Source organism: Modestobacter sp. VKM Ac-2982, assembly GCF_026967935.1.
Lineage (GTDB): Bacteria > Actinomycetota > Actinomycetes > Mycobacteriales > Geodermatophilaceae > Modestobacter.
Genome location: NZ_JAPVBL010000001.1, coordinates 1,350,975 through 1,366,416, shown reverse-complemented (window position 1 = coordinate 1,366,416; position 15,442 = coordinate 1,350,975). Strand labels below are relative to the sequence as shown.

The 15,442-nt window shown below is 73.8% G+C and carries 17 protein-coding genes; 1 reads left to right on the top strand and 16 read right to left on the bottom strand.

Annotated elements, in window-relative coordinates:
- Nucleotides 1–229: 229 nt before the first annotated feature.
- The 8 genes from O2W20_RS06750 to rpsP form a co-directional block, all read right to left on the bottom strand.
- Complete coding sequence (locus O2W20_RS06750; protein ID WP_269170952.1) at nt 230–940, bottom strand: response regulator transcription factor; 711 nt, start codon at nt 938–940, stop codon at nt 230–232.
- A gap of 181 nt (nt 941–1,121) precedes the next feature.
- On the bottom strand, nt 1,122–2,180 hold the full coding sequence (gene lepB, locus O2W20_RS06745) for a signal peptidase I (protein ID WP_269170951.1): 1,059 nt from the start codon (nt 2,178–2,180) through the stop codon (nt 1,122–1,124).
- Between the two features lie 133 nt (nt 2,181–2,313).
- Complete coding sequence (gene rplS / locus O2W20_RS06740) at nt 2,314–2,670, bottom strand: 50S ribosomal protein L19 (protein ID WP_036339817.1); 357 nt, start codon at nt 2,668–2,670, stop codon at nt 2,314–2,316.
- A 160-nt stretch (nt 2,671–2,830) separates the two neighbouring features.
- A complete protein-coding gene (locus tag O2W20_RS06735) occupies nt 2,831–3,331 on the bottom strand; it encodes an NUDIX hydrolase (protein ID WP_269170950.1) in 501 nt (166 codons plus the stop codon).
- The gene (gene trmD / locus O2W20_RS06730) at nt 3,328–4,074 is read right to left on the bottom strand and encodes a tRNA (guanosine(37)-N1)-methyltransferase TrmD (RefSeq protein ID WP_269170949.1); all 747 of its coding nucleotides are present in this window, start codon (nt 4,072–4,074) and stop codon (nt 3,328–3,330) included. The genes O2W20_RS06735 and trmD overlap by 4 nt, the downstream gene beginning before the upstream one ends.
- Nucleotides 4,071–4,583: a ribosome maturation factor RimM gene (rimM, locus tag O2W20_RS06725; protein WP_269170948.1), complete on the bottom strand. Its 513-nt coding sequence runs from the start codon at nt 4,581–4,583 to the stop codon at nt 4,071–4,073. The genes trmD and rimM overlap by 4 nt, the downstream gene beginning before the upstream one ends.
- A gap of 47 nt (nt 4,584–4,630) precedes the next feature.
- Nucleotides 4,631–4,867 carry an RNA-binding protein gene (locus tag O2W20_RS06720; protein WP_014742367.1) on the bottom strand — a complete coding sequence of 79 codons (237 nt, stop codon included), beginning with the start codon at nt 4,865–4,867 and terminating at the stop codon, nt 4,631–4,633.
- Nucleotides 4,868–4,870: 3 nt separating this feature from the next.
- On the bottom strand, nt 4,871–5,413 hold the full coding sequence (gene rpsP, locus O2W20_RS06715) for a 30S ribosomal protein S16 (protein WP_269170947.1): 543 nt from the start codon (nt 5,411–5,413) through the stop codon (nt 4,871–4,873).
- Between the two features lie 155 nt (nt 5,414–5,568).
- On the opposite strand from rpsP, the gene O2W20_RS06710 reads away from it, so the two are divergent.
- The gene (locus tag O2W20_RS06710) at nt 5,569–6,006 is read left to right on the top strand and encodes a VOC family protein (protein ID WP_269170946.1); all 438 of its coding nucleotides are present in this window, start codon (nt 5,569–5,571) and stop codon (nt 6,004–6,006) included.
- Here the strand turns inward: O2W20_RS06710 and O2W20_RS06705 are convergent.
- From O2W20_RS06705 to O2W20_RS06670, 8 genes are all read right to left on the bottom strand, one after another.
- Complete coding sequence (locus O2W20_RS06705; protein ID WP_269170945.1) at nt 5,937–6,308, bottom strand: ribonuclease E inhibitor RraB; 372 nt, start codon at nt 6,306–6,308, stop codon at nt 5,937–5,939. The two genes, O2W20_RS06710 and O2W20_RS06705, sit on opposite strands and share 70 nt — an antisense overlap.
- The gene (locus O2W20_RS06700) at nt 6,301–8,049 is read right to left on the bottom strand and encodes a proline--tRNA ligase (RefSeq protein ID WP_269170944.1); all 1,749 of its coding nucleotides are present in this window, start codon (nt 8,047–8,049) and stop codon (nt 6,301–6,303) included. Before O2W20_RS06700 ends, O2W20_RS06705 begins: the two co-directional genes overlap by 8 nt.
- A gap of 47 nt (nt 8,050–8,096) precedes the next feature.
- A complete protein-coding gene (locus O2W20_RS06695) occupies nt 8,097–9,191 on the bottom strand; it encodes an amidohydrolase family protein (protein ID WP_269170943.1) in 1,095 nt (364 codons plus the stop codon).
- Between the two features lie 4 nt (nt 9,192–9,195).
- Nucleotides 9,196–10,767, bottom strand: a complete 1,572-nt coding sequence (ffh, locus tag O2W20_RS06690; protein WP_269170942.1) for a signal recognition particle protein — start codon at nt 10,765–10,767, stop codon at nt 9,196–9,198.
- Between the two features lie 184 nt (nt 10,768–10,951).
- Nucleotides 10,952–11,143: a hypothetical protein gene (locus tag O2W20_RS06685; protein ID WP_269170941.1), complete on the bottom strand. Its 192-nt coding sequence runs from the start codon at nt 11,141–11,143 to the stop codon at nt 10,952–10,954.
- 95 nt (nt 11,144–11,238) lie between these two features.
- Nucleotides 11,239–13,650: a [protein-PII] uridylyltransferase gene (locus tag O2W20_RS06680; protein WP_269170940.1), complete on the bottom strand. Its 2,412-nt coding sequence runs from the start codon at nt 13,648–13,650 to the stop codon at nt 11,239–11,241.
- A gap of 88 nt (nt 13,651–13,738) precedes the next feature.
- Nucleotides 13,739–14,077 carry a P-II family nitrogen regulator gene (locus tag O2W20_RS06675; RefSeq protein ID WP_091066026.1) on the bottom strand — a complete coding sequence of 113 codons (339 nt, stop codon included), beginning with the start codon at nt 14,075–14,077 and terminating at the stop codon, nt 13,739–13,741.
- Nucleotides 14,074–15,423 carry an ammonium transporter gene (locus O2W20_RS06670; RefSeq protein WP_269170939.1) on the bottom strand — a complete coding sequence of 450 codons (1,350 nt, stop codon included), beginning with the start codon at nt 15,421–15,423 and terminating at the stop codon, nt 14,074–14,076. The genes O2W20_RS06675 and O2W20_RS06670 overlap by 4 nt, the downstream gene beginning before the upstream one ends.
- Between the last annotated feature and the right edge of the window lie 19 nt (nt 15,424–15,442).

Sequence of the window (15,442 nt, the reverse complement as noted above, 5' to 3'; positions counted from 1 at the left end):
TGCCGACCCTACGTCGCTCCCCTGCCCCTCGGAGACCACCCGGGCGAGTCCGGGCCGGTCGGCCCCTGACAACGCACCACGAGCCGGTCCCTGGGGGAACAGGGACCGGCTCGGGGCGGCTGGTCAGCGGCGCGGAGGCCGGTCCGACCGGCCGGCCGGAGCGGAGCCCGCTCCGGCGGTCCATCGCGGACCGCGCCCCTGAGGCGCGGACCGTGGCAGTACCTGCGGGTCAGACGTCGGCCGGGGCCTCGGTGAGCCGGTGCGCCCCGCAGGAACAGCCCGGGTTGCGCGCCGACAGCACCAGGGACACCGCGTGCGCCCGGTCCCGGGCACCCAGCTTGCGCAGGATCGCCTTCACGTGGGACTTCACCGTGTCCTCGGAGATGAACAAGTTCTTCCCGATCGCCCGGTTCGACTGCCCCTGGATCAACTCGTCCAGCACGTCGGACTCCCGGCGGGTCAACGGCACCTCCGGGGTCAGCTCCCGCGACACCGGCGCCTCGGCCCCCTCACCGCGACGGATCTGCGGGTCCACCACCGTGCGCCCGGCGCGGGCAGCGAGCACCGCCCAGCCCAGCAGCGTCGGGGAGGTGTTCATCAGCAGGTAGCCACGCACCCCGGCCGCCAGCGCCTCGTTCACCACACCCGGGTCCTCCGAGGTGGCCAGGGCGACGACGGCCAGCTGCGGGAACCGGCGACGCAGGTCCCGCACCGCGTTCAGGGTGGCCGCCCGGCCGGTGCCCAGCTCCACCACCACCGCGTCGGGGCGGGCTGCCTCGGCCAGGGTCAGCGCACGACGCGGCTCCCCCGGGCTGCCCACCGCCTGCATGCCGGCGGTCTCGTTGATCATGCCGACCAGCCCACGGCGCAGGACCGGGGCGTCGGCGAGGATCAGGACGCGGGTGACGCCGCGGGGCGCGCTGGCCATGGGGGTAGACACGGGTGACTCTCCGTTCGAAGTCCGGTGACTCTCTGCTTGTCCATCGGACGAGTGAACGGAGAGCTTGAACAACTTCTCGGGAAGAGTGCCGAAACGCGCACAGATCATGCCGAACCCAGCAAGACAGCTGGCGGTGCGCCCGCGGCGCGGCGGCTCGACGGCCGCCCCCGGGCGCCCCGGTTCAGTCGGTGTGCGACTCCCGGCCGGGCCGCGTCTGGGCCGGCCGCCGCACCCGACGCCAGCCGGTGCGTGGCGGACGACGGGACGGCCCGGTCAGCTGGGCCCCGCGGGAACGGTGCCGTCGGCGCCAGGCGGTGAGCGGCAACGCGCCCCCCAACCCCAGCAGGTAGGGGGCCGCCAGGGCGGCGGTGTCCTGGACCGGTGCCGGCTCCGGCCCGCCGGCGCCTGCTGCCTCGACCTGGCTCGGCTGGATGTCGGGGCTGTCCAGCAGGGTGAAGCGGTCCAGCGGCCAGACGATCAGGGCTGCCTTGCCGATGACGTCGTCGACGGCGATGGTGCCGGCGTACTGGTCGTCCATGTGCTGCTTGGAGTCGGCCGAGGCCGAGCGGTGGTCGCCCATCACCCAGAGCCGCCCCTCGGGCACGGTGACCGGCCCGAACTCCCGCCCGCCTGATCCACCGGTGTTCAGCGGGGAGTCCTGGTAGATGTAGGGCTCGTCGAGCGGCTCACCGTCGACCAGGACCCGCCCATGCGGGTCGCAGCACTCGACCGTCTGGCCTTCGGTGGCGATGACCCGCTTGACGTAGTCGTCCTCGCTCGGCGGGGCCACACCGATCGCCCGGCCCAGGGTCAGGGCAGCACCGGTGAACCAGTTGCTCGGCTCCTCCACGACGATCTCGGGCGACCAGCTGTCCGGGCCCTGGAACACCACGATGTCGCCGGGCTCGGGCTCCCCGAACCAGTAGGGCACCTTGTTGACCAACACCCGGTCGCCGGTGCAGCCGGTGCAGCCGTGCAGCGTCTGCTCCATCGAGCCCGACGGGATGAAGAACGCCTGCACGAGGAAGGTCTTCACCAGCAGGGCGAGCACGAACGCGATGACCAACAGCACCGGCAGCTCGCGCAGCAGGGACCCCTTCTTGGCCGGCTCGCGCCGGCGGCCACGGCCGGCGACCGCCGACCCGGTGGGGGCCGTCGCGTCGGCGGCGGTGTTCTGGTCGGCGGGGGGACGCCCGGCAGCGTCGTCATCGGCGGCGTCAGCGGGCCCGTGCGTGCTCATCGGGCACCAGCGTACGGTCCGCCGCCCGGCGCGTCGGGCGCCCCGCTCCGCGGCCGGCGCGGTGGGAACTGCCCCACGAACGCGACCGGGCCAGCTGCGAGTGCAGCCGGCCCGGTCGTGGAATCGCTGGAGGTCAGCGGGAGACGACCTCGCGCTTCTCCTTGATCTTCGCGGCCTTGCCGCGCAGCTCGCGGAGGTAGTAGAGCTTCGCCCGGCGGACGTCACCGCGGGTGAGCACCTCGATCTTCTCCACCACCGGGGTGTGCACCGGGAAGGTGCGCTCCACGCCGACGCCGAAGCTGACCTTGCGGACGGTGAAGGTCTCGCGGATGCCGCCACCCTGGCGACGGATGATGACGCCCTGGAAGACCTGGACACGGGCACGGGTGCCCTCGATGACACGCACGTGCACCTTCACGGTGTCCCCGGGCCGGAAGGTGGGGATGTCGTCGCGCAGCGACGCGGCGTCGAGGGCGTCCAGGGTGTTCATCGCAGCAGTCCTCAGTCCTAGCGGGAAAGTCGTCGTGGTACGGGCAGCGGTGTCCCGGTGCGTCCGTACCGGGTGGCTGCGCTCCACGACCCGGTCCGGGTGCGGAGCCACCGTCGGGATGAGCCGACGGCCTGCAGCAGCTCACTACTGTGCCACACCTTCAGTCGATGATGCGTGGCGGCCCTGTCCACGGGCCGCTGAGCACTCCCGGCAGTGCCGCCGCGAGGTCCCGCGGGGCGAACGTCTCCGTGCTGCCGGCGATCTCGTCCAGCGACCACCACCGGTGCGGCTCGTCCAGCTGCCGTTCGAGCTCGGTGCGCCCGCTCACGTCGACGTCGTGGACCACGTCGCGCAGCACGAAGAAGGTCTCCCGGGAGTCCAGCAGGGTGTCGCCCCACTGCCCCTGCCAGCGGCGGAGCCACACCGGGCCCTCCAGGACGGCCGGCTCGACCAGCAGGGCGGTCTCCTCGGCCAGCTCCCGCACGGCCGCAGCCCGCAGGTCCTCGCCGTCCTCGACGCCACCGCCGGGGGTGAACCAGTACTCCACGTCGCCGGGTTCGGTGCGCGGCTGCAGCCCGCGCCCGCCGAAGAGCAGCACGCGCTGCCGGCGGTCGAGCACCAGCACCCGGGCCGACGGGCGGACCCAGACGCGCGACGTCACGCCTGGGGGTCCGCGTCCAGCGCCGCCCGGTCCGCGGCGGTCAGCGCCCCGTCCGGCAGCCCGGCGAGCAGGTCCGGACGGCGGTCGGCGGTGCGGCGCAGCGACTCGGCGCGCCGCCAGCGGGCGATCGCCGCGTGGTCACCGGAGAGCAGCACCGGCGGCACCTCGTGCCCGCGCCAGCTCGCCGGGCGGGTGTAGGAGGGGCCCTCCAGCAGCCCGTCGGCGTGCGAGTCGAACTCGACCGACTCGGCGTTGCCCACGACCCCCGGGAGCAGCCGGGTGACCGCCTCGACCATCACCAGCACCGCGGACTCCCCACCGGCCAGCACGTAGTCGCCGATCGAGACCTCGGAGACCGGGCCACCCTCGGCGGCCCAGTCGGCGACCCGCTGGTCGATGCCCTCGTAGCGGCCGCAGGCGAACACCAGCCCGGGCTCGGCGGCCCACTGGGCCGCGACCGCCTGGGTGAAGGGCCGGCCGGCCGGCGTCGGGACGACCAGCCGGGTGCCGGCGGGACGCACCGCCTCCAGCGCCCTCGCCCACGGCTCCGGGCGCATGACCATGCCCGGGCCGCCGCCGTACGGGGAGTCGTCGACCGTGCGGTGGACGTCGTCGGTCCACTGCCGCAGGTCGTGGACGCCGACGGAGACCAGTCCCTTGGCCGCCGCCTTGCCCAGCAGCGACTGGCCCAGCGGGGCGAGGTACTCCGGGAAGATCGTCAGGACGTCGATCCGGAACGTCACAGGTCGAGCAGCCCCTCGGGCGGGTCGATGACCAGCCGGCCGGCCGCGAGGTCGACGGTGGGGACCATCGCGGTCACGAACGGCACCAGCAGCTCCCCACCCTCGGGACGGCGCAGTACCAGCAGCTCGGTGCCCTCGTGCCGCACGCCGGTCACCTCACCGACCGGGGAGCCGTCGGGCAGCTCGGCGGCCAACCCGACCAGCTGGTGGTCGTAGAAGGAGTCGGGGTCCTCCAGCTCCGGCAGGGCCGTGACGGGCACCAGGAGCATCGTGTTCCGCAGCGCGTCGGCCGCCTCGCGGTCGGCGACCACGGTGCCGTCGGGCAGGACCAGGGTCAGCAGCAGCGTGCCGCTGTGCCAGCGGGATGCCTCGATGGTCAGCGGCCCCCGTGCGGCGGGCTCGGTGAGCAGCGTGGCGCCCGGGGTGAACCGCAGGTCGGGGTCGTCGGTACGCACCTCGACGGTCACCTGACCACGGACACCGTGGGGTCGGCCGATGCGGCCGACCACCACGGTGTCGGTGTTCTGCGGGGTGGCGCCGGAGGCGCCGGGAGTGCTCAGCGCCCGTCGGTGTCGACGACGTCGACCCGCAGGCCGCGCCCACCGACACCGGTCATCACCTGACGCAGCGCCTTGGCGGTGCGTCCGCCGCGACCGATGACCTTGCCGAGGTCGTCGGGGTGCACCCGGACCTCGAGGGTCTTGCCGCGCCGGCCGTTGACCAGGTCGACCACGACGTCGTCGGGGTTGTCGACGATGCCCTTGACCAGGTGCTCGAGCGCCTCTTCGAGCACGTCTTACTCGGCGGGCTTCTCGGCCGCGGCGGGCTCAGCCGCAGCCGGCTCGGCGGCCGGTGCCTCGGCCGTGGCAGCCGGCTCGGCGGCGGGCGCTGCGTCAGCGGCAGCAGCCTGGGGAGCGTCAGCGGCAGCAGCCTGGGGAGCGTCAGCGGCCTTGGGGGCGGCCTTCTTCTTCGGCGTGGTGGCCTCGGCGGACGGCTCGTTCATGGCGGCCCGCGCGGCCTCCTCGTAGATGGCCTTCTTGTCGGCCTTGGGGGCCGCGACCTTCATCGGGGCCGGAGCCGGCTCGCCCTTGAACTTCTGCCAGTCGCCGGTCACCCGGAGGATGGCCCGCACGGCCTCGGTCGGCTGGGCGCCGACGCCGAGCCAGTAGGCGGCGCGCTCGCCGTCGACCTCGATGAAGGACGGGTCCTCCTTCGGGTGGTACTTGCCGATCGTCTCGATCGAACGACCGTCCCGCTTGGTGCGGGCGTCGGCGACGACGATGCGGTAGTACGGCGCGCGCATCTTGCCCAGGCGCATGAGCTTGATCTTGGTGGCCACGAGTGTGGTGTGCTCCTCGAACGTGTGTGGTTGCTCGCCGGAGAAGACGCGTGGGGGTACGTCGGGGCGGAGCGATGGACACGGGCGGGGATGGTGAGAGGGCCGCCCACCGCCGTGTTCGACAGACCATGATGCCAGACGCCAGGAGGAACGCGATGCCCAGCACCGGACCGCTGCACCACGTGGAGCTGTGGGTGCCGGACCTGGACCGCGCCGAGGCCTCCTGGGGGTGGCTGCTCACCGCACTGGGCGCCGTGCCGTTTCAGGAGTGGGAGCGGGGGCGGTCCTGGCGCTGGGGCGAGGACGGCACCTACGTGGTGGTGGAGCAGTCCCCCGCGCTCACCGGCGACCGGCACGAGCGACGAGCCCCCGGGCTCAACCACCTGGCCTTCTGGGTGGACGGCGACCTCGACGCGCTGGTCGCCGAGGCACCCGCGCACGGCTGGCGACTGCTGTTTCCGGACCGGCACCCGTTCGCCGGCGGCCCGAACCACCGGGCCGCCTACCTGGAGGACGCCGACGGCTACGAGGTCGAGCTGGTGCCCTCGTCGCCGGACTCCGCGGCCACCAGGAACCCGCCCCAGCCGTCGTAGCGACCCCCGTGCCGCTCGACGATGCCCACGATCTCCCGGGTGAAGGCGGCCGCCGTCCCGTGGTCGACCGCGGTCATCGCGCTGAACTCGAGCCAGACGGTGAGGAGCCGGCGGTACAGCCCGTCGACCCGGTAGCCGGCGGCGGTGAGCTCCTGCCCGGCCGCAGTGGCCGCCGACCCGGACCGGAAACCGGCCAGGTGGTCGATCGGCCGCGGCCGGTCCACCTGGTCACCGTGCCCCAGGTTGGCCTCGACCGTCTCGGCGGTCAGCCGGAGCTGCTCGGCGAGCGACCTGTCAGCCACGGACCGCGGCGAGCACGGCCGCGGCTGCGTCGGCCACGGCCACCTCGGACCGCTCCCCCGTCACCCGGTCGCGGACCTCGATGACGCCCTCGGCCAGACCGCGCCCGACCGTCACGATCGTCGGCATCCCCAGCAGCTCGGCGTCCTTGAACTTCACGCCGGGCGAGACCTTGGGCCGGTCGTCGTAGAGCACGGTCAGCCCCGCGGCGACCAGCTCCTCGGCCAGCGACTGGGCCGCCTCGAACACCGCGGCGTCCTTGCCGGTGGCGACCAGGTGCACGTCGGCCGGGGCGATTTCCCGGGGCCACACCAGGCCGAGCTCGTCGTGGGTGGACTCGGCGATCGCAGCCACCGCGCGGGAGACCCCGACGCCGTAGGAGCCCATGGTGACGGTGACCAGCTTGCCGTTCTCGTCGAGCACCTTGAGGTCGAGCGCCTCGGCGTACTTGCGGCCGAGCTGGAAGATGTGGCCCATCTCCACGCCCCGGGCCAGTTCCAGCGGGCCGGAGCCGTCGGGAGCGGGGTCACCGGGCAGCACCTCTGCGGCCTCGATCACGCCGTCCCAGCTGAAGTCCCGGCCGGCGACGAGGTCGAACACGTGCTTGCCGGGCTCGTTGGCCCCGGTGATCCACCGGGAGCCGGGGACGACGCGGGGGTCGACCAGGAACCGGATGCCGGACTTCCCCTCCGCGCCGAGGACCTGCGGCCCGATGTAGCCCTTGACCAGGTCGGGGTGGGCGGCGAAGTCGGTGAACGGCTCGACCTCGGCCGGGGCGAGCTGCGCCTCCAGCCGCTTGGTGTCGACGTCCCGGTCACCGGGCAGGCCGATCACCAGCGGCTCCCGGGTGCCGTCGGGGTGCACCAGGGTGACGACGACGTTCTTCAGCGTCGAGGCGCCGGTGTACCCGGCCTCGGGGAACAGCTCGTTCGCCGCCGCGACCAGCGTCTCGATGGTCGGGGTGTCGGGGGTGTCCTCGACGTGCGCCTCGGGCAGCCCGTCGAACGGGATCGACTCCGGGACGACGGTCGAGACGGCCTCGACGTTCGCCGCGTACCCGCCGGGCGAGCGCACGAAGGTGTCCTCGCCGATCGACGTCGGGTGCAGGAACTCCTCGCTCTTGGACCCGCCCATCGCACCGGACATCGCCGAGACGATGACGTAGTCCAGGCCCAGCCGGTCGAAGATCCGGATGTAGGCGGCGCGGTGCGCGGCGTAGGAGGCGTCCAGCCCGGCGTCGTCCACGTCGAAGGAGTAGCTGTCCTTCATGGTGAACTCGCGGCCGCGGAACAGCCCGGCCCGGGGTCGCGCCTCGTCCCGGTACTTCGTCTGGATCTGGTAGAGGGAGACCGGCAGGTCCTTGTAGGACCCGTAGAGGTCCTTCACCAGGAGCGTGAACATCTCCTCGTGGGTGGGGCCGAGCAGGAAGTCGTTGCCCCGCCGGTCCTTCAGCCGGAAGAGGTTGGGCCCGTACTCGGTCCAGCGGCCGGTCGCCTCGTAGGGCTCGCGCGGCAGCAGCGCCGGGAAGTGCACCTCCTGCGCGCCCATCGCGTCCATCTCCTCGCGGACGACGCGCTCGACGTTCCGGAACACCCGCCAGCCCAGCGGCAGCCAGGTGAACCCGCCCGGCGCGGCCCGCCGGATGTAGCCGCCGCGGGCGAGCAGCCGGTGGCTGGGGACCTCGGCGTCGGCGGGGTCGTCGCGGAGGGTGCGCAGGAACAGGGAGGACATCCGAAGGAGCACGACTGGAGTGTCCCAGGCGTCCGCGGGACGCCGTCCATCGGTTTGGCTCAGGCGACGACGGCGCCCCGGAGGACCATCCGCTGCGGTCGCTGCAACGTGTCGAGGTCGGCCCGGGGGTCGGTCTCGTAGACCACCAGGTCAGCCGGGGCGCCCTCGGTGATGCCCGGCAGGCCCAGCCACTCGCGGGCACCCCAGGAACCGGCGGCCAGCGCGGCCTCGGCGGGCAGCCCGGCCGCGTGCAGCGCCCGGATCTCGTCGGCGATGACGCCGTGGTCGACCCCCCCGCCGGCGTCGGTGCCGGCGAACACGGGGACGCCGGCCTCGAACGCCGCGCGCACCACCGCTCCGGAGTTCGCGTACAGCCGCCGCATCGTGGAGGCGTAGGAGGGGAACTTGGCCTCTCCCGCCGCCGCGAAGCCGGGGAAGTTCTCCACGTTGACCAGCGTGGGGACGACGGCCGTGCCCCGGCGGGCCATCTCCCCCACCAGCTCCTCGGTCAGCCCGGTGCCGTGCTCGATGCAGTCGATCCCCGCCCCGATCAGCCCGGGCAGCGCGTCGGTGCCGAAGGTGTGCGCGGTGATCCGCGCACCCTCCTCATGTGCGGCGGCGATCGCCGCCGCCAGGACGTCGTCCGGCCACTCCGGCGCCAGGTCGCCCACGCCACGGTCGATCCAGTCACCCACCAGCTTCACCCAGCCGTCACCGCGCCGGGCCTGCACCCGCACCTCGGCCACCAGGTCGGCCGGCTCCAGCTCGATCGCCAGCCCGGGGATGTAGCGGCGGGGGGCGGCGATGTGCCGGCCGGCGCGGATGACGCGGGGCAGGTCGGGGTGCTCGTCGAGCATCCGGGTGTCGACCGGGGAACCGCAGTCGCGCAGCGCCAGGACCCCGGCGGCCCGCTCCTGGAGCGCCTGCTCCCGCAGGTCATCGACCCCGGTCGCGTGCACCCCGCCTCCGCCGATGCCGACGTGGCAGTGCGCGTCGACGAGGCCGGGCAGCAGGAAGCCACCGCGGCTGACCGTCTCGGCGCCGGGGACGGGGTCGAAGGTGATCCGCCCCTCGCGGACCCAGAGCTCCCGGTGCTCGCCGTCGGGGAGGACGACCCCGGACAGGTGCAGGGCCGGGGCAGCTGCGGTGCTCACCGGCTCAGCGGCCCTGCCCGTCCTTGAACTGACTGAAGTCCAGCTTGCTCAGGTCGGGCAGCGCCTGACCGGGCGGCAGACCAGGGACCCCGCCCGGCATGCCACCGGGCAGCTGGCCGGGGGCGCCGCCCATCCCGCCGGGGGCGCCGATCGGACGGCGGGCCGGGCCGCCCTTCTTGCCGCCCTTGCCCTTCTTGCCCTTGCCGCGGGCCTGCACCTGGTTCTGCCGGCCGCGCTGCTTCTTCGACATCGGGCCCATGCCGGGCAGGCCCATGCTGCCGGCCATCTGGCCCATCATCTTCTGGGCCTGGGCGAAGCGCTCGAGCAGGTGGTTGACGTCGGTGACGCTCATCCCCGAGCCGTTGGCGATCCGCACCCGGCGCGAGGCGTTGATGATCTTCGGGGTGGCCCGCTCGGCCGGGGTCATCGACCGGATGATCGCCGCGGTGCGGTCCAGGTCCCGCTCGTCGACCTGCGCGAGCTGCTCCTTCATCTGCCCGGCGCCGGGCAGCATGCCGAGCAGGTTCGCGATCGGGCCCATCTTGCGGATGGCCATCATCTGCTCGAGGAAGTCCTCGAGGGTGAAGCCCTCCCGGCTGGCGAGCTTGCCGGCCATCTTCTCGGCCTGGTCGGCGTCGAAGGCCTGCTCGGCCTGCTCGATCAGGGTCAGCACGTCGCCCATGCCGAGGATGCGCGAGGCCATCCGCTCGGGGTGGAAGACGTCGAAGTCGGCCAGCTTCTCGCCGGTCGAGGCGAACATGATCGGCTGCCCGGTCACGTGCCGGACCGACAGCGCGGCACCACCGCGGGCGTCACCGTCGAGCTTGGTGAGGACGACGCCGGAGAAGCCGACGCCCTCCTGGAACGCCATCGCCGTGGTGACGGCGTCCTGCCCGATCATCGCGTCGACGACGAAGAGCGTCTCGTCGGGTGAGACGGCGTCGCGGATGCCCGCGGCCTGGGCCATCAGCTCCGCGTCGATGCCCAGCCGGCCGGCGGTGTCGACGACGACGACGTCGTGCTGGGTGCGCCGGGCGTGGTCGATGGAGTCCCGGGCGACGGCGATCGGGTCGCCCACGCCGTTGCCGGGCTCGGGGGCGTAGACGTCGACGCCCGCCTGCCCGGCCACCACGGACAGCTGCTGCACCGCGTTGGGCCGCTGCAGGTCACAGGCGACCAGCAGCGGCGTGTGCCCCTGGGCCTTGAGCCAGCGGCCGAGCTTGCCGGCCAGCGTCGTCTTCCCGGCGCCCTGCAGGCCAGCCAGCATGATGACCGTGGGCGACTGCTTGGCGTAGCGGATCCGGCGGGTCTCCCCGCCGAGGATGCCGACCAGCTCCTCGTTGACGATCTTGATGATCTGCTGCGCCGGGTTCAGCGCGGAGGAGACCTCCGAGCCGCGGGCCCGTTCCTTGACCGCGGCGATGAACGAGCGGACGACGGGCAGCGCGACGTCGGCCTCGAGCAACGCGATGCGGATCTCCCGCGCCGTCGCGTCGATGTCCTCGTCGGAGAGCCGGCCCTTGCCGCGCAGACCGGTGAAGACCTTGTCCAGGCGGTCGGAAAGGGTCTCGAACACAACACGTCCTCAGGCAGTCTGGCGTGCAGCCACCGGCCGGCCCACCGGGTGCTCCAGCGGGCCGAGCGGCACGGCTCGGGCTCCCGGGGCCACCCCGGGGCCGTCACGCCACTGCTCCCAGCGTAATGGCCCCACGGCGGTGGTCCGCCAGGAAGTCGTGCACAGTGCGGCGGGAAGACCTCGCTCAGGCCGCCCGGTGCCAGGTCGCGGCCACCGGACGGTGCGCGTCACCGCTGACCAGGGCGGTGCCGCAGGCGGTGCAGGCCCACTCCGGGCACGCCCCGCCGTCCTCGGTGTGGCCGTCGATGCACTCCGGCTGCTCGAAGTCGGTCACGTGCTCGCAGGTGGGGCAGGGCCACTGCTGGAGGTCGGTCACGGTCGCGTCCCCTCTCGTCTCGGCGCCGGTCGTCGGGAGGGGGCTCCCGTCCGGCACGTCGAACGTCTCACGGGGGTACGACAGACCTGCGGACCTCAGCCCGACGGCGTGTCCCGCTTGACGCTGCGCCCGCCGGACGTCGGGGCGGCGGCCGTCTCCTCCGGCGCGAGGCCGCGGGCGGCGGACACCAGCGCCTCCTCGACCTGCCGGCGCCGGTCGGCGTCCATCGTGGCGCCGCCGGGGTCACAGACGTAGAACGAGTCGAGGGCGTCGGCACCGAGGGTCTCGATCCGCGCGGACGTCACGTCCAGCCCCTGCTCGGCCAGCGCGGAGGTCAGCCGGTAGAGCAGGCCGGCCCGGTCACCGGCGCGGACCTCCACGATGCTCGAGGCCGCGCCGTCCACCTCGTTGTCGTACCAGGAGATCCGCGGCCCCGCGGCGCGGTCGCCGTGCTGGCGGTAGTCGATCTCCCGCTGCCGCAGCCGGGCGTCCAGGGGCAGCGTCCCCTCCAGGGCGGCGCGGACGCCGTCGGCCAGGATCTCCGGCACCGGTGCCCGCCCGAACCGCGGCCGCACGGCGAACACCGAGGTCGCCCGGCCGCCCTCGACCGAGATGCTGGCCGCCCGGACGTCGAGCTGGTTCAGCGCCAGCACGCCGGCGCACCGGCTGAACACGCCGGGTCGGTCCGGCCCCAGGAACGTCACCTGCTGGCCGTCGGCCACGTCCTGCACGCCGACCGAGATGCGCTCGCCCTCCCCCGCCGCGCCCGTGCCCGAGGAGCTCACCTGCGGGACGGTCGGGACCAGCACCGGCCCGGGGGCCGGGGCGGCGACCAGGTGTGCCCGGACCCGGGCCACCAGCGCGGCGACCAGGTGCGCCTTCCACGGCGACCAGGCCGAGCTGCTGGTCGCCGCGCCGTCGGCCTGCGCCAGCGCGTGCAGCAGCTCCAGGAGCGCGGTGTCCCGGCCGATCGTCTCGGCGACCCGGTCGATGGTGGCGTGGTCGTCGATGTCCCGCCGGGTGGCGGTCGCCGGCAGCAGCAGGTGGTGGCGCACCATCGCGGCCAGCGTGGCGACGTCCGGCGGTGAGAAGCCCATCCGGGTCGCCACCGCCGCGGCGATCGGCTCCCCGACGACGCTGTGGTCGCCGGGCCAGCCCTTGCCGATGTCGTGCAGCAGGGCGCCGACGAGCAGCAGGTCCGGCCGGTCGACGTCCCGGGTCAGCTCGGACGCTGCGGCGGCTGCCTCCACCAGGTGCCGGTCGACGGTGAACCGGTGCCACGGGTGGCGCTGCGGCAGCGACCGCACCCGGTCCCACTCCGGCAGCATCCGGGCCAGCAGGCCCTCCTGGTCCAGCTGTTCGAGGACCGGGACGGCGCTGCGACCGCTGGCCAGCAGCCGGAGGAAGGACCAGCGGACCTCCGCGGGCCAGGGCTCCGGCAGCGCCGGCGCGTGCACCGCCAGCACCTTGAGCGTGTAGGGCGACAGCAGCAGGTCCGCGCGGGCGGCCGCGGCGGCACCGCGCAGCACCAGCCCCGGGTCCGCGGCCGGCCTGGCGTCCCGGGCCAGCACCACCTCGTCGCCCTGCCGGACCAGCCCCTCGGCCAGCGGTTCGCGCCGGACCCGTCGGTACCGGGCCCGCGGACGCCGCACGAGGGAGGCGTCCACCCGCCGCCAGGTCTCGTCCGCGACGAAGGCGAGCCGGCGCCCGGCCAGGCTGACCCGGCGCAGCAGCACGTCGTCGTCGGCCAGCCCGAGCGCCTCGGCCACCGCGGCCTGCTCCTGGCGGACCAGGGCGTCGCCGGCGCGCCCGGTGCTGCGGCGCAGGGCGTCTCGCACGTCGAGCAGGAAGTCGTAGGCCTCTCCGGCATCGGCCGGGGGCTCGTCGGCCAGCTGGGCCGCGGCCAGGGCCCGCAGCACCTGACCCTCGCGCAGCCCGCCGTAGGCCTCCTTCAGGTCGGGCTCCAGGAGGAACCCCAGCTCGCCGACCAGCCGGGCCCGCTCCCGGCGCAGGTCGCGCAGCTGGGGCAGCAGCCGGCCGGCGTGCTGACGCCAGGAACCGAGCGTCGCCGTCCGCAGGCCCGCGGTGACCTCCGGGTCGCCGGCCACGTGCCGTGCGTCGAGCAGGCCGAGGCCCGCCTTGACGTCCTCGGCGGCCACGGAGACGGCCTCGGAGACCGTCCGCACGGAGTGGTCGAGCCGCACCCCGGCGTCCCAGATCGGGTACCAGAGGGCGTCGGCGAGCGCCGCGACCTCGGCCCGGCCGTCGTGCACGAGCACCAGGTCCAGGTCGCCGTGCGGCGGCAGCTCCCGGCGGCCGAGGCTGCCCACGGCCACCAGCGCGACACCGGCCTCCGCCGGCTCGGCCGGCGGGCCGCCCCGGCGGCGGGTGGCTCGTGGCGTCCCGGCGAGCGCCTCGGCCAGCAGGCCGGCCAGCCAGTCGTCGAACGCCTGCACCCGCGCTGCGCGGGGCAGTGCGGTCAGGGTGGCGAGGTCGAGCACGGGCACCTCTCGGTCGTCCTGCGGGAGGGACGGCGTCGGCCGGGGCGGCAGGTCACCCCGCCACCCCGGCCGACGTCAGGTCACCAGGCCGGCCTCAGAGCGCGTCGGCCCCGCGCTCACCGGTGCGGACCCGGACGATCTCGTCGATCGTGGTCACCCACACCTTCCCGTCACCGATCTGGCCGGTGGAGGCCGACTCGACGACCGCGTCGACGACCCGGGCCGCGTCGTGCTCGCTGACGACGACCTCGATCCGCACCTTCGGCACGAAGTCCACCTGGTACTCCGCACCGCGGTAGACCTCGGTGTGGCCGCGCTGGCGACCGAACCCCTGCACCTCGCTGACGGTCAGACCGGCGATGCCGATCAGCTCCAGGGCGTTCTTGACGTCGTCGAGCTTGAACGGCTTGACGATGGCGGTGACGAGCTTCATGCCTGGCTCCCTTCCGTGTTGCGCGCCTCGGCGCGTGCCTGGCCACCCAGGGGCGCAGTGCTGCCACCGCCGCCCAGGGAGGCGAAGTCGTACCCGGACTCAGCGTGCACCACGGTGTCGATGCCGGTGACCTCGTCCTCTTCGGTGAGCCGGAAGCCGATCGTCTTCTGGATGAGGAAGCCGATGACCAGGGTGAGGACGAAGGAGTACGCGAGCACCGCCAGCGCACCGACGACCTGGCGCCAGAGCTGGTCGACGCCGCCACCGTAGAAGAGGCCGTCCACACCGGCCGGAGCGGCCGCCGTGCCGACGAAGCCGACCAGGATGGTGCCGACCAGACCACCGACGAGGTGGACGCCGACGACGTCGAGCGAGTCGTCGTAGCCGAACCGGAACTTCAGACCGACGGCCAGGGCGCACAGCGCACCGGCGACGGCGCCGACGGCGATCGCGCCGAGCGGCGAGACCGCCGAGCAGGCCGGGGTGATCGCGACCAGGCCGGCCACGACACCGGAGGCGCCGCCCAGCGAGGTCGAGTGCCCGTCGCGGGCCTTCTCCACCAGCAGCCAGGCGAGCGTCGCGGCGCCGGTGGCGACCAGGGTGTTCACCCAGGCGACGGCGGCGGTGTTGTTGGCGGCGAGGGCGGAGCCGGCGTTGAAGCCGAACCAGCCGAACCACAGCAGCCCGGCGCCGATCATCACCAGCGGCAGGTTGTGCGGCCGCATCGCGTCCCGGCCGAAGCCGCGACGCTTGCCCAGGACCAGGGCCAGCGCCAGGCCGGCCGCACCGGCGTTGATGTGCACCGCGGTGCCGCCGGCGAAGTCGATCGCGGCCAGGTTGTTCGCGATCCAGCCACCGGTGTGGGTGACCACGCCGTCGTCGTCGGTGAGGGTGAAGTCGAAGACCCAGTGCGCGACCGGGAAGTAGACGACGGTGGCCCAGATGCCGGCGAAGACCATCCAGGAGCCGAACTTGGCCCGGTCGGCGATGGCGCCGGAGATCAGCGCGACCGTGATGATGGCGAAGACGGCCTGGAAGCCGACGAACGCCATGGTGGGCAGGCCGCCCTCCTCGGTGGTGAGGTCCTCCATCAGGCCGGCCAGGCCGAAGAACTCGGTCGGGTCGCCGAGCAGCCCCAGACCGACGTCGTCACCGAAGGCGACGGAGTAGCCGTAGAGGACCCACAGCACGCTGATCAGGGCGAGCGCGCCGAAGCTCATCATCATCATGTTCAGCACGCTCTTGGCGCGGACCATGCCGCCGTAGAAGAGCGCGAGACCTGGCGTCATCAGCAGCACGAGTGCGGCGCTGGTGAGGATCCAGGCGGTGTCGCCGGTGTTGACCACGGCAACCTCCTGAGGGTGT